Source organism: Bradyrhizobium sp. 482_C4_N1_8, from assembly GCF_052075965.1.
GTDB lineage: Bacteria > Pseudomonadota > Alphaproteobacteria > Rhizobiales > Xanthobacteraceae > Bradyrhizobium > Bradyrhizobium barranii.
Window position 1 is genome coordinate 39202 of the sequence record NZ_CP197231.1, and the last position, 13732, is coordinate 52933.

The 13732-nt window shown below is 64.3% G+C and carries 13 protein-coding genes; 11 read left to right on the plus strand and 2 right to left on the minus strand.

Translation table 11 applies throughout. The features are described from left to right. The first annotated feature begins 128 nt into the window (after positions 1-128). On the plus strand, positions 129-1823 hold the full coding sequence (locus tag AB7Z56_RS00160) for an AMP-binding protein (protein ID WP_063980120.1): 1695 nt from the start codon (positions 129-131) through the stop codon (positions 1821-1823). Positions 1824-1964: 141 nt separating this feature from the next. On the opposite strand, the gene AB7Z56_RS00165 is transcribed toward AB7Z56_RS00160, so the two are convergent. Next, positions 1965-2966, minus strand: coding sequence for an adenosine kinase (locus AB7Z56_RS00165; protein WP_063980121.1), 1002 nt, complete (start codon positions 2964-2966; stop codon positions 1965-1967). A 125-nt stretch (positions 2967-3091) separates the two neighbouring features. Here AB7Z56_RS00165 and murJ point away from each other — a divergent pair, with 125 nt between their 5' ends. The 4 genes from murJ to AB7Z56_RS00185 all read left to right on the plus strand — a co-directional run bounded on the left by murJ (position 3092) and on the right by AB7Z56_RS00185 (position 7245). Then, positions 3092-4642, plus strand: coding sequence for a murein biosynthesis integral membrane protein MurJ (gene murJ / locus AB7Z56_RS00170; protein ID WP_441256133.1), 1551 nt, complete (start codon positions 3092-3094; stop codon positions 4640-4642). Positions 4643-4717: 75 nt separating this feature from the next. Then, positions 4718-5770, plus strand: a complete 1053-nt coding sequence (gene trpS / locus AB7Z56_RS00175; protein ID WP_063980123.1) for a tryptophan--tRNA ligase — start codon at positions 4718-4720, stop codon at positions 5768-5770. A 110-nt stretch (positions 5771-5880) separates the two neighbouring features. Then, the gene (locus tag AB7Z56_RS00180) at positions 5881-6375 is read left to right on the plus strand and encodes a universal stress protein (RefSeq protein ID WP_063980124.1); all 495 of its coding nucleotides are present in this window, start codon (positions 5881-5883) and stop codon (positions 6373-6375) included. Between the two features lie 300 nt (positions 6376-6675). Continuing rightward, positions 6676-7245 carry a NifU family protein gene (locus AB7Z56_RS00185; RefSeq protein ID WP_063985958.1) on the plus strand — a complete coding sequence of 190 codons (570 nt, stop codon included), beginning with the start codon at positions 6676-6678 and terminating at the stop codon, positions 7243-7245. A gap of 110 nt (positions 7246-7355) precedes the next feature. On the opposite strand, the gene AB7Z56_RS00190 is transcribed toward AB7Z56_RS00185, so the two are convergent. After that, entirely contained in the window at positions 7356-9041 is a 1686-nt protein-coding gene (locus AB7Z56_RS00190; protein WP_063980125.1) for a methyl-accepting chemotaxis protein, read from the minus strand. Positions 9042-9347: 306 nt separating this feature from the next. Between AB7Z56_RS00190 and tsaB the strand changes: the two genes are divergently transcribed. The 6 genes from tsaB (at position 9348) to miaB (ending at position 13729) form a co-directional block, all read left to right on the plus strand. After that, positions 9348-10043: a tRNA (adenosine(37)-N6)-threonylcarbamoyltransferase complex dimerization subunit type 1 TsaB gene (gene tsaB, locus AB7Z56_RS00195; protein ID WP_063980126.1), complete on the plus strand. Its 696-nt coding sequence runs from the start codon at positions 9348-9350 to the stop codon at positions 10041-10043. After that, entirely contained in the window at positions 10040-10525 is a 486-nt protein-coding gene (gene rimI, locus AB7Z56_RS00200; RefSeq protein WP_063980127.1) for a ribosomal protein S18-alanine N-acetyltransferase, read from the plus strand. Before tsaB ends, rimI begins: the two co-directional genes overlap by 4 nt. 39 nt (positions 10526-10564) lie before the next feature. After that, on the plus strand, positions 10565-11020 hold the full coding sequence (locus tag AB7Z56_RS00205; protein ID WP_028150589.1) for a Fur family transcriptional regulator: 456 nt from the start codon (positions 10565-10567) through the stop codon (positions 11018-11020). Between the two features lie 52 nt (positions 11021-11072). Then, the gene (locus tag AB7Z56_RS00210) at positions 11073-11756 is read left to right on the plus strand and encodes an HAD family hydrolase (protein WP_063980128.1); all 684 of its coding nucleotides are present in this window, start codon (positions 11073-11075) and stop codon (positions 11754-11756) included. Between the two features lie 16 nt (positions 11757-11772). Next, positions 11773-12180, plus strand: coding sequence for a hypothetical protein (locus AB7Z56_RS00215; protein WP_063980129.1), 408 nt, complete (start codon positions 11773-11775; stop codon positions 12178-12180). Between the two features lie 154 nt (positions 12181-12334). Next, positions 12335-13729 (plus strand): tRNA (N6-isopentenyl adenosine(37)-C2)-methylthiotransferase MiaB, encoded by a 1395-nt coding sequence (gene miaB / locus AB7Z56_RS00220; RefSeq protein WP_063980130.1) that lies wholly within the window; start codon positions 12335-12337, stop codon positions 13727-13729. Positions 13730-13732: the final 3 nt, after the last annotated feature.

The following is a 13732-nucleotide window of genomic DNA, read 5'->3' on the forward strand; positions in this document are numbered from 1 at the left end:
CTGCACGAAGAACGTGGATGCCCGGGCCTTCGCTGCGCCGAAGCGGCTTCGGCCGCGCAGGCGGGACAAGCCCGGGCATGACGACCGAAAAAGATCGCACTGACTATCTTTGACGAGAGGATTTCGAATTGTCTGATAAAGCCGACAGCTATGTTTGCGGCATCTCGGACACGCCGCTGCTCGGCGAAACCATCGGCCGCAGCCTTGACCGCGCCGTGCGGCGCTGGGGCCATCGCGAGGCGCTGGTCTCGCCTAGCCACGGCGTGCGATGGACCTGGACCGAATTCGCCGAACGGGTCGACGCGCTCGCCGCCGGCTTTCTCGCGCTCGGCCTCGAGCGAGGGCAGCGGATCGGCATCTGGTCGCTGAACCGGCCGGAATGGACGCTGACCCAGTTCGCCGCCGCCAAGGCCGGCCTGATCCTGGTGACGATCAATCCCGCCTACCGCTTGAGCGAGCTGGAGTTCGCGCTGCGCAAGGTCGGCTGCAAGGCGATCGTCACGGCGACCGTGTTCAAGACCAGTCATTACATTGAGATGCTCAACACGCTGCTGCCGGAACTGGCCGGCGCCAAGCCCGGACAACTCAACGCAGCGCGACTGCCGGACTTGCGGATGGTGATCCAGATCGGTGGCCCCGCGGCATCAGGTACGATCCCGTTCGAAGAGGTCGCGCGCATGGGCGGAGCGCAGCATCGCGAGCAGCTCACTGCACTCGGCGCTGCCTTGCAATTCGACGATCCCGTCAACATCCAGTTCACCAGCGGCACCACGGGATCGCCCAAGGGCGTGACGCTGACGCACCACAATATCCTCAACAATGGCTATTTCACGGGACGTGCGATGCACCTGACCGAGCAGGATCGCATCTGCATTCCGGTGCCGCTCTATCACTGCTTCGGCATGGTGATGGGCAACCTCGCCTCCGTCACGCTCGGCACGACGATGGTATATCCCGGCGAGGGCTTCGATCCGCTCGCGACGCTGCGCGCGGTCGAGCAGGAAAAGTGCACGGCGCTGTACGGCGTGCCGACGATGTTCATCGCGGAGCTCGATCACCCCGAATTCCCAAAGTTTGACCTGACATCGCTGCGCACCGGCATCATGGCGGGCGCGCCCTGCCCGATCGAGGTGATGAAGCGCGTCAACACCGAGATGAACATGCGCGAGGTCACCATCGCCTACGGCATGACCGAGACCAGTCCGGTCAGCTTCCAGAGCGCGACGGACGACCCGCTCGAACGGCGTGTCTCTACCGTCGGGCGGATTCATCCGCATGTCGAGGTCAAGGTCGTCGATCTCGAGGGCAGGATCGTCAAGCGCGGCGAACGCGGCGAGCTCTGCACCCGCGGCTACAGCATCATGCTGGGCTATTGGGAGGAGAAGGAAAAGACGGCGGACGTGCTTGATGCCAATGGCTGGATGCACACCGGCGATCTCGCCACCATCGACGACGAGGGCTATTGCAACATCGTCGGCCGCATCAAGGATCTGGTGATCCGCGGCGGCGAGAACCTCTATCCGCGCGAGATCGAGGAATTCCTGTATCGCCACCCCAAGATTCAGGACGTGCAGATTTTTGGCGTGGCCGACACCCGCTATGGCGAGGAGCTCTGCGCCTGGATCCGCGTCAGGCCGGGCGAGACGCTGACGGCCGAAGAGGTTCGCGCGTTCTGCGACGGCCAGATCGCGCACAACAAGATCCCGCGCTATGTGGAGTTCGTCGACGAGTTTCCGATGACCGTGACCGGCAAGATCCAGAAATTCGTGATGCGCGATGCGGTGGAGCAGCGGCTGGGATTGAAGGCGGCGAAGACGGCTTAGGCCGCGAGCCGCAACTGTCATTCCCCGCGAAAACGGGGAATCCAGTACGCCGCGGCGTCTCGATTAAATCACAACCGCCTCTGGAATACTGGATCGCCCGGTCAAGCCGGGCGACGACAGCGCGGTTGGGGCGCGACTTCCTTAAACGGTCAACCCGCGCTGCTGCGCCAGCTCCTTCAGCGACACCTGCGGCCGCGCGCCGATGTGCTGGATCACTTCGGCAGCCGCGAGCGCGCCGAGCTCGCCGCACTGCTTGTGCGCCAGGTTACGCGCGAGACCGTACAGGAAGCCGGCGGCGAAGAGATCACCGGCGCCGGTGGTGTCCACCAGCTTCGCGATCGGCGAGGCCGGCGCGGCGACGGCCTCGGTCGGCGTCACCACCACGCAGCCCTTCTCGCTGCGGGTGACCACGCCGAGCTTGACGTCGTTGCGCAGCTGCTTCAGCGCGGTGTCGAAGTCCGAGGTCGTGTAGAGCGAATGCAGCTCGGATTCGTTGGCGAACACGATGTCGACGGTACCGTTGCGCATCAGCCCGAGGAATTCGTCGCGATAGCGGTCGACGCAGAACGAATCCGACAGCGTCAGCGCCACCTTGCGCTTGGCATCATGCGCGATCTGGGCCGCCTTGACGAAGGCGTCCTTGGCGTTCTTCGGATCCCAGAGATAGCCTTCGAGATAGACGATGCCGGCCGACGCGATCTCGGCCGGATCGATGTCGGCGGGCGACAGGTCCTGTGCGGCACCGAGATAGGTGTTCATGGTGCGCTCGCCGTCATCAGTGACCAGGATGTAGGAACAGCCGGTCGCAGGGCCGTCTTTCGCGGCGGGCGTGTTGAAGGCGACGCCGGCGGCGCGGATGTCGTGGACATAGAGCTTGCCGATCTGGTCGTCCTTGACCTTGCCGACATAGGCCGCGCGTGCCCCGAGGCTGCCGATGCCGACGATGGTGTTGGCGGCCGAGCCGCCCGAGACTTCGGTCGCCGGGCCCATGTCCTTGTAGATGGCGGCGGCCCGCGCCTCGTCGATCAGGGACATGCTGCCCTTGGTCATGGCGTGTTTGGCCAGAAAAGCCTCGTCAGTCCGGACCAGCACGTCGAACAGCGCGTTGCCGATGCCGAGAACGTCATATTTCACGTCAGCCATTCACCTTGATCCTGTTTGGCGGATTGCGATACCCGCGGAAATCCGCTTCCTGTCGGTCTGAAATCTGGCTCGCGGCCTATCACGACCGGCCCCAAGCGGGCAAGCAACGGTATTATGTCGGCGCAATGATCCGCTCTTTCCTGACAGTTTCAACGGGAACACTGGCCTCGCGGCTGCTTGGTTTTGCACGCGATTCGATGATTGCTGCACTGTTGGGCACGGGCGCGGTGGCCGATGCGTTTCTGGCCGCGTTTCAGCTCGTCAATGTGGTTCGGCGACTGCTCAGCGAGGGGGCGCTGAACGCTGCCCTGATCCCGGCCTGGCTACGCGTCCGTGACCGCGACGGCGAAGCGGCCGCTTCCGCCTTCGCCGGACGCGTGCTCGGCACGGTCAGCGCGGCGCTGATCGCGATCTCGATCGTGATTGCGCTGTTGATGCCATTGATCATCACGATCATCGCGCCGGGTTTTCTCGGCAGCGGCACGCTCGATCTTGCCGTCGCGAACGCGCGGCTGATGCTGCCCTATCTCGCCTTCGCCGGACCTGTCACCGTGCTGATGGGGCTGCTCAATGCGCAGGGGCGCTTTGCACTCACAGCATTCTCGCCGCTGCTGTTCAACATCGCGCTGATTGCGGCCATTGCGATGCTGCTCGTCTGGCATGCCGACGCCGGCTTCGCAGCATGGATGCTGGCGGCGACCGTCGGCGTGGCCGGACTGCTGCAATTGCTGATGCTGCTGTCGCAGCGAAGCGCGCGACTGGCGACGCCGCTGCGGATCAGCTTCGACCAGGAGATGCGCGGCTTTCTCGCCAAGGCAATCCCCGGCATGATCGCAAGCTCGGGCCCGCAATGGCTGATGGTCGCGGGCGCGATCATCGCCTCTGCAACGCCCTCCGCCGTGTCCTGGCTCTATTTCGCCAACCGCCTGATCGAGCTGCCGCTCGGTATCGTCGGCGTCGCGATGGGCACGGTGCTGGTGCCGGAGCTGACGCGCGCGGTGCGTAGCGGCGACCGTGACGCCGTGGCGCATGCGGAATCGCGCGCGCTGGAACTGGCGACCGGGCTGGCGCTGCCCGCGACGCTCGGCCTGATCGTTCTGGCCGAACCGATCGTGCGACTGTTGTTCGAGCATGGCGCATTCGGCGCGGACGACAGCACGGCCACCGCACATGCGCTGATGTGGCTGGCGCTGGGCCTGCCGGCGCATGTGCTGATCAAGGCGCTGTCGCCGGCCTACTTTGCCCGCAGCGACACGATGACGCCGCTGCTGGCGACCGCCAAGGGCTTTGTGGTCGCGATCGCCCTCGCTGTCGTGCTCGGACACGTCCTTGGCGCGAGCGGAATCGCTGCCAGCATCGCGGCCGGCGCCTGGAGCAGCGCGATCTCGCTGCTGCGGAAAGGCACCAGCGAGTTCGGCTTCTCGGTCGATGCGGCCGCCCGCAACCGGCTGCCGCGGATCATGCTCGCCGCGGCTGCCATGGGCGCCCTGCTTTGGCTCACGACCGGTCTGACGCCCGCCGAGGCGCATGGGCTGATCCGCTTCATCGTCCTGGGCGTGCAGATCGCAGCCGGAATCGCCGTCTATGGCGTGCTCCTGCAGGTCCTCGGCGCGGCCTCGTGGCGCGAGGCGGCTAACGCGCTGAAGCGCCCGGCCCGGACCGAGTCCGAGGCTTGACGCCATCGAATTACCCTTGACGGGGCAGCGCCGCTGTTGGAAACGACGGCCGAATACCTTCCAGGAAGACTTACCATGGCATTCGTTGAACGGGTCTTTTCGGGCGTCCAGCCGACGGGCAATCTGCATCTCGGCAATTACCTCGGCGCGATCGTCAACTTCGTGAAGATGCAGGAAACCCACAACTGCATCTATTGCGTCGTCGACATGCACGCAATCACGCAAGGCGTGGACGTCTGGGGCGGACCGGTCGAGCTCGCGCGCAACACCCGCGAGGTGACCGCGGCGTTCATCGCGAGCGGCATCGATCCGAAGAAGCACATCGTGTTCAACCAGAGCCAGGTCTCCGGCCACGCCGAGCTCGCCTGGATCTTCAACTGCGTCGCGCGCATGGGTTGGCTGGGCCGCATGACCCAGTTCAAGGAGAAGGCCGGCAAGGACCGCGAGAACGCTTCCGTGGGTCTGTTCGACTATCCCGTGCTGATGGCCGCCGACATTCTGCTGTACCGCGCCACCCACGTTCCGGTCGGCGAGGACCAGAAGCAGCATCTCGAGCTCTCTCGCGACATCGCGCAGAAGTTCAACAACGACTTTGGCGACTCGATCCGCAACCTCGGCGCCAATGACGGCCTGTTCTTCCCGCTGCCGGAGCCGCTGATCACGGGCCCCGCGACGCGCGTGATGAGCCTGCGCGACGGCACCAAGAAGATGTCGAAGTCGGACGCGTCCGACAATTCGCGCATCAATCTGACCGACGACGCCGACACCATCGCGCAGAAGGTGCGCAAGGCGAAGACCGATCCGGAGCCGCTGCCGTCAGAGGAAAAGGGCTTGGAAGCGCGCCCCGAGGCCGACAATCTCGTCGGCATCTTCGCCGCGCTCTCCGGCCGCTCCAAGGCTGACGTGCTGCGCGAATTCGGCGGCGGCCAGTTCTCCAGCTTCAAGAATGCGCTGGTGGATCTGTGCGTCACGAAACTCTCGCCGATCGCCGGCGAGATGAAGCGCCTCGTCGCCGACCCCGGCCATATCGACGCGATCCTGAACGATGGCGCCGACCGGGCCCGCGCGATCGCCGACGAGACCATGAAGCTCTCGAAGGACATCGTCGGCTTCATCCGCCGGCGCTGATTTCCCGCATTTGCGAGACCCGGCCGGCGCCCACTGCGCCGGCAGCTTCTCCTCTCCCCAAGCGTGAGGGAGTGTGGCAGCATGCCGGCCGTGCACATTCCGGGACATGCATGACCAGCAAGCGACTTTGCTTCGAGCCGGGTCACAAGCCCAAATGCCTCGTGATCGTCGATGACACCGCCGAATGGGATCGCGCGGTCTACTATGCCAGCCGCTGGGCGATCCGCGCCGGCGGCGGTGTGGTCATGCTGCGCATCATCGAGCCCGAGCAGCAGAGTCAGGAATGGCTCGGGGTGGCCGAGATCATGCGCGCCGAGGCGCAGGAGGCGGCGGAAGCCGCGCTCGACCGCGCCGCCGGCCGCGCCAACGGCATCGCCGCGATCACGCCGGAGCGGGTGATCCGCGAAGGCGATGCAATGGAACAACTGCTCGCCGTGATCGACGAGGACCCTGACATCGCCATGCTGGTGCTCGCCGCCAATCCCGGCGCGGAGGGTCCGGGACCGCTGGTCTCGCTGCTGGCGCATGAACTGGGCACGTTCCCGGTGCCGGTGACGATCATCTCGGGCGCGCTGAGCGATGGAAGCGTGGATTCGCTGTCGTAGGCGTCCCTATCTGGACTGCGGCCAACCAGATATCCGTCATGCCCGGGCTTGTCCCGCCTGCGCGGCCGAAGCCGCTTCGGCGCGGCGAAGGCCCGGGCATCCACGTTCTTGGCGCCACGAAGCAAGGCGTGGATGGCCGGGTCAAGCCCGGCCATGACGGCGCGGGAATATTAAAGTGTCCTAACCCGCTGATATCGCAACGAAACGTCCTACCCACCCCTTGACCGTGCGTTCCCCGTCGCCATCTGCTACTGGATAGCTTGCGCGCCGGCCTTGAACCGGCGACGTCTGGAGAAAACCATGTTCATTCAAACCGAAGCCACCCCCAATCCCGCCACGCTGAAGTTCATTCCCGGCCGCGTCGTCGTCGACGGCGGCCCGATGGAATTTTCGAGCCGCGAATCGGCCACGCGCTCGCCGCTGGCCGAAAAGCTGTTCGACGTGCCCGGCGTCACCGGCGTGTTCTATGGATCGGATTTCATCACCGTGACCAAGGCGAACGGTGAATGGCAGCAGCTCAAGCCCGCGATCCTCGGCGCCATCATGGAGCACTACATGTCCGGCGCGCCGTTGCTCGCCGATGGCGCGGCTCCAAGCGATGCCGATCTCGACGACGAGGATGAGTTCTTCGACGAGTCCGATGCCGAGACGGTCGACATGATCAAGGATCTGATCGAGACCCGCGTGCGGCCCGCGGTCGCCAATGACGGCGGCGACATCACCTTCCGCGGCTTCAAGGACGGGATCGTCTATCTCAACATGAAGGGCTCATGCGCCGGCTGCCCGTCGTCGACCGCGACGCTCCAGCACGGCATTCAGAATTTGCTGAAGCATTTCGTGCCCGACGTGGTCGAAGTTCGGCCGATGTAGGCGAAGTGCCGTAGGGTGGGCAAAGGCGCGCTTGCGCCGTGCCCACCATGCAATCATCGCGAAAAGAAGAGGTGGGCACGCTTCGCTTTGCCCACCCTACGAGATCTCTCCTACGCCGCTTGGCCGATGCTCGCCGCCTCTTCCGCGGCCTTGCGCATGCTCGCCGACATTTCGCTGGTGACGGTGCTCTGCTCCTCGACGGCGGCGGCCGTTGACGACACATATTCGCTGACGCCCTCGATCGCGCCCCGGATCGCCCCCAGCGCGGCGACCACGTCGACCGAGATGCCGTTCAGATTGCCGATCTCCTGCTCGATCCGGTCGGCGGCCTGCTTGGCCTGATTGGCGAGGTTCTTCACTTCAGATGCCACCACGGCAAAGCCGCGACCGGCCTCGCCGGCGCGCGCGGATTCGATGGTGGCGTTCAGCGCCAGCAGATTGATCTGACCGGTGATGCTGCCGATCAGCTGCACGATCATGCTCATCGACTCCGCCGCCTGCGTCAGCCGCTGCGCCTGATGGTCCGCCGCCTCGACCCGATCGACCGCGGTCGATGCGGTCTCGCGCGAGCGCGTCATTGCCTCGGCAATCTCGCGCACCGAGGCGTTGAGCTCCTCGGCGCCAGCGGCGACCGATTCCATCATATCGCGCACCTTCTCGCTGCGCTTGCGCGCGATCACCTGGGCGGTGGTGTCGGAGGCGTATTTCACGACCTTGAACGGATTGCCGTTGAGGTCGCGGATCGGGTTGTAGGAGGCCTGGATCCAGACCTGCCGGCCACCCTTGCCGACGCGCTGATATTCGCCGGACTGGAATTCACCGGCGTTCAGCCTGGCCCAGAAGGCCCGATAGGCTTCGCTGTCGCGCTCGTCAGTGCCCACGAACATGCTGTGATGCTTGCCGACGATCTCGGACAGCGTATAGCCGAGCGCGCCGAGGAAGTTTTCGTTGGCTGTCAAAACCTTACCGTCCATGCTGAACTCGATCACGGCCTGCGACTTGCCGATCGCCTCGATCTGCCCGGCAAAATTCGCATTCGACAGCTTCTGCGCACTGACGTCGGTCGCGAACTTCACCACCTTGAACGGCTTGCCGGTCTCATCGAGGATCGGATTGTAGGAAGCGAGAATCCAGACCTCCTTGCCGCCCTTGCCGAAGCGCTTGTATTCGCCGGACTGGAATTCGCCGCGGCCGAGCTTGGCCCAGAATTCGCGATAGGCTGCGCTATCGCGCTCACCTGCCCCCACGAATATGCTGTGATGCTGCCCCTGGATCTCGTCGAGCCGATACCCCACCGTGCTCAGGAAATTCTCGTTGGCGGTGATGATGGTGCCGTCGAGATTAAACTCGATCACCGCCTGGGCGCGGCCGATCGCGGAAATCTTGCCGGCATCTTCGAGGCTGCGGATCTTGCGCGCGGTGATGTCGGTCGCGAACTTGACGACCTTCACCGGCTTGCCGGCCTCGTCGATGATCGGATTGTAGGACGCCTGGATCCAGATCTCGCGGCCGCCCTTGCCGAGCCGCTTGTATTCGGCTGATTGATATGCGCCGCGGCCGAGCTGCGCCCAAAACTCGCGATAGGCCGCGCTGCCCCGCTCCTCCGGCATCACGAACATGCTGTGGTGCTTGCCGGCGATCTCGTCGAGCCGGTAGCCCATCGCGTCCAGGAAATTCTGGTTGGCCGTGATAATGGTGCCGTCGAGATTAAATTCGATGACCGCCTGCGACTTGCCGAGTGCAATGACCTGAGCCAAAGCCTCCCTAGCCGAAGAACCGCTTCGCCAAAAAGACATAAATGAACCCTTCCAAATGACCGAACAGGCGCGGCTTGATCTGCCAAAGCGCCCCGTCTGAGTCGTCGTTGACTCACTCTCCCGCCCGTTGACGGTGTCATTGGTTTGCTAATGATTACTTAAAATGCCAACATTTCAATCACTTAGCTATCTCTAAGGTTGCAAATTGATGCATCCGCATCGAAAATGGGGAGCGAAAATTTTGTCGCCTTCGCGTCCACGTAGAATTACGGGGCCGATCGTGCGCCTGTCGAGAAATCAAACTTGGACTGGTTCGACCGCGGCTCGACCGACTAAGCTGATTCGATGCTGATCCTTGCCATCGATACCGCGCTGGAAGCGTGCGCGGCTGCCGTTCTCGACACCGACGCCGTCCAGCTGCTTGCGGAGGAATCGCTTCTGATGAAGCGCGGCCACGCCGAAGCGCTGATGCCGATGATCGCGCGTGTGATGCAATCGGCCGATCTTGCCTTCACCTCGCTCGACCGCATCGCCGTCACCGTCGGTCCCGGAAGCTTCACGGGCCTGAGGGTCGGCATTTCGGCGGCGCGCGGCCTTGCGCTTGCGGCGAAGCGGCCCGCGGTCGGGCTGACGACGCTTTCGGCCTATGCCGCCACCGTCGTCGGCCAGAGCGGAACGGCGCCGGTGATCTCGGCGATCGATGCGCGGCACGATCACGTCTACTTCCAGATCGTAGCCGGCGACGGTAGCCCGCTGGTGCGGCCGAGCGTCGTGCCAATTGACGCGGCGATCGCGGCCTCGCAATTCGGTGCGCCGCATCTGGTCGGCAATGCCGCAAAGATCCTCGCCGATCGCTGGCCGAAGGACGGTCCGCAACCCGTTGCGGTCGACGCCCAGCCCGCGCCCGACATCGGCTGGGTCGCCTGGCTCGGCGCCGCGGCCAATCCCGAAACCACGCCGGCGCGGCCGTTCTATCTGAAGGCACCCGACGCAAAGCCGGCCGCACAGCCACCGTTCGCAGCACAAGCCGCAACCTCATGATGAGATGGCTTTCGGAATGGTGGCGCGGCGGCACGGCCGCCGTCGAGCCGGCCTCCACGCGCGACGCCGCGCGGCTGGCGCAGCTGCACGGACAATCCTTTGCCCGCGGCTGGGGCGAAGGCGAGTTCGAAGGCATGATCGGCGAGCGCAACACGCTCGTGCACCGGTTGCGGCTCGGCCGCAAGACCATCGGATTCGCGGTGTCGCGGATCGGCGCGGACGAAGCGGAAATCCTCTCCATCGCGGTCGACCAGGCTCACCGCGGCCGCGGGCTGTCCGGCACGCTGCTGATGACGCATCTCGGCCACCTCGCAGGGCGCGGCGTGCGCACAATATTTCTCGAAGTCGAGGAAAATAACCAGCCGGCGCGGCGGCTCTACGATCGGGCCGGATTCATGGTGGTCGGGCGCCGCGAACGCTACTATAAGCAGCCCAACGGGGAACAATTGAACGCACTTCTGATGCGACGTGACTTGTCGTAACATTGATGGCAGAAAGCGCCCCCGTCAGGCAGACACACTATGACTGGACTTAAACCTTCCTCCGCCTCCAAGGCGACCGGCATCGAGGCTCGCTGCGCCGCCACCGGCATGCGCATGACCGAGCAGCGCCGTGTCATCGCCCGCGTGCTGGCGGAATCGGTCGACCACCCCGACGTCGAGGAACTGTACCGGCGCTGCGTCGCCGTCGACGACAAGATCTCGATCTCGACCGTGTATCGCACCGTCAAGCTGTTCGAGGATGCCGGCATCATCGAGCGCCATGATTTCCGCGAGGGCCGCGCGCGCTACGAGACGATGCGCGACAGCCATCACGACCACCTCATCAATCTGCGCGACGGCAAGGTGATCGAGTTCACCTCCGAGGAGATCGAGAAGCTGCAGGCGGAGATCGCCCGCAAGCTCGGCTACAAGCTGGTCGACCATCGGCTCGAGCTCTATTGCGTCCCGCTCGACGACGACAAGCCGACGTCTTAAGTGGCATGATCTTGTCGGAAAACCGCTTCACACTTTTCCGGATCATGCCCTCGTGCCTATAGATCTCATCATCTTCGATTGCGACGGCGTGCTCGTGGACAGCGAGGTGATCTCCTGTCGCGCCCATGCCGATGTACTCACGCGGCACGGCTATTCCATCACCTCGGAGCAGGTATTCGCGCGCTTCCTCGGTCGCTCGACGCGGCAGGCCAATCTGGAGATCGAGACCGAGCTCGGTCGCAAATTGCCCGAGGCCTATCACAGCGATCTGCAGGACGAGCTGTTCCGCTCGTTCGAAGCCGACCTCGAAGCGATCCGCGGCATCCACGATGTGCTCGATGTCGTCACGCAGGCCGTCTGCGTCGCCTCGAGCGGCTCGCATCAGCGCATGCAGGTGAGCCTGGGAAGCACGGGCCTCTATGAGCGCCTCGCGCCGAACATCTTCTCGGCCTCGCAGGTCAAGAACGGCAAGCCGGCACCGGACCTGTTCCTGTTCGCGGCCAAGGAAATGGGCGTGGCGCCCGAGCGCTGCGTCGTGATCGAGGACAGCCTGGCCGGCATCGCCGGGGCGCGAGCGGCCGGCATGACCGTGTTCGGCTTCCATGGGGGCAGCCATTGCGGGGACGGCCATGCCGAGACCCTGCGCAAGGCCGGGGCCGACCTGACCTTTGCCGACATGCATCAGTTGCCGGAGTTGGTCCAGCGAAACGTCGGTATGGCCGAGCTTCGGTCGTAAAGAGCGTGTCGGGACCATGGACGAGCAACACAACATCGCTCTGATCGGCGGCAGTAACGACGAAAGGGCAGTAATCACCGAGTACGAAATTGATCCTGTCGTCTGCAAGCTGACCTGCACCTATCGCGGAAAGATGATCGAAGCTGAAGCCCCCGATTTCTTCGAGGCCCTGTGCTTGATCCGCCGTCAGCTCGAGCGTGAAGGGCTTATCCCATTCTGCTACGGCGCCAGCCTCAATGTGTATCCGTCCGCAATGGCGAGGGACATGGGAGCCGGGCTGAAGGCATACCGGATGAAGAAAGGTGTCCATGCGCGCATGGCCGACCTCGTCGAAATCTTCGACACCGGGCCTGATGTGACCCCGGCCTCGGTCGACGCGCAGGAAGAGTTTTTTCCGGAATGGCTCGCCGCCCCTCGCGTGTAGTGCTGGATCCACGCCAGGCGGGCCCGATTCGAGGGGTTTTGGGACCTGTCTCCCCTTTGGGAGCGCCCGGAATCCCGTTGAGGGCTCCATTCGCTGGATTTTCGCCCCTCCAGCCTATATCTGAGGGGCGTCCTCCACCTCAATTCCGGGTTCCATGACGCCGCCGCGCAAGCTGCACATCAAATCATATGGCTGCCAGATGAACGTCTACGATGCCCAGCGCATGGTGGACACGCTGGCTCCGGAAGGATTCGTGGAGACGGCCAACGCGGAGGATGCCGACCTCGTCATCCTCAACACCTGCCATATCCGCGAGAAGGCCTCCGAAAAGGTCTATTCCGAGCTTGGCCGGCTGCGGGTTGCCAAGGACGAGGCCGCGCGCGGGGGCCGGGCGATGCAGATCGCGGTGGCGGGCTGCGTGGCGCAGGCCGAGGGTGCTGAGATCACGCGCCGCGCGCCGGTGGTGGACGTCGTGGTCGGCCCGCAGAGCTATCATCACCTTCCGGAGTTGTTGAAGCGAGCGCGCGACGAAGGCCGCGCGATCGAGACCGAATTTCCCGCGGCTGACAAGTTCGGCTTCCTGGCCCAGCCAAAACCCGATGCAATCCGCGCGCGCGGCATTTCCGCTTTCGTCACGGTGCAGGAGGGCTGCGACAAATTCTGCACCTTCTGCGTGGTGCCCTATACGCGCGGCGCCGAAGTCTCGCGTCCCGTGGCGAAGATCGTCGATGACGTGAAGCGGCTGACTGACAACGGCGTCCGGGAGCTCACGCTGATCGGGCAGAACGTCAACGCCTATCATGGCGAGGGACCGGACGGGACAAGCTGGCCGCTCGGCCGATTGCTCGAACATCTGGCGAAGATTCCCGGCATCGCGCGGCTGCGCTATTCGACCAGCCATCCCCGCGATGTCGATGACAGTTTGATTGCAGCCCATCGCGATCTCGGCGAGCTGATGCCGTTCGTGCACCTGCCGGTGCAGTCGGGTTCGGACCGGATTCTTGCCGCCATGAACCGGAAACATACCGCCGATGATTATCGGCGTGTCATCGACCGTTTCCGGTCCGCGCGCCAAGACATTGCTTTTTCATCAGATTTTATCGTGGGCTTCCCCGGTGAAAGCGAGCAAGATTTTCTCGCCACCCTCGCGCTTGTCACGCAAATCGGCTACGCTGCCGCATATTCGTTCAAATACTCCGCCCGGCCGGGAACGCCGGCCGCGGATATGCAGGAGACGGTGTCCCCCGCCGAGATGGACCAGCGATTGGAGCGGCTCCAGGAACTGATCGACAGCCAGCAATCGGCCTTCAACAAGGCCGCGATTGGCTCAACGGTCGATGTGCTGTTCGAGCGTCCGGCCCGCAAGGAGGGCCAGATCGTCGGCCGCACTGCCTTCCTCCAGCCTGCGCATGTGATGGCCTCGCCCGACATCATCGGACAAATCCTGCCGGTCCGGATCGACAGCCTCGAACGCTATAGTTTCCTCGGTGAGCTCGTGACGCCGCGTAACGCGCGCGAGCCCGCTTTATCGCAAGCCATTGGAGCCTGAACC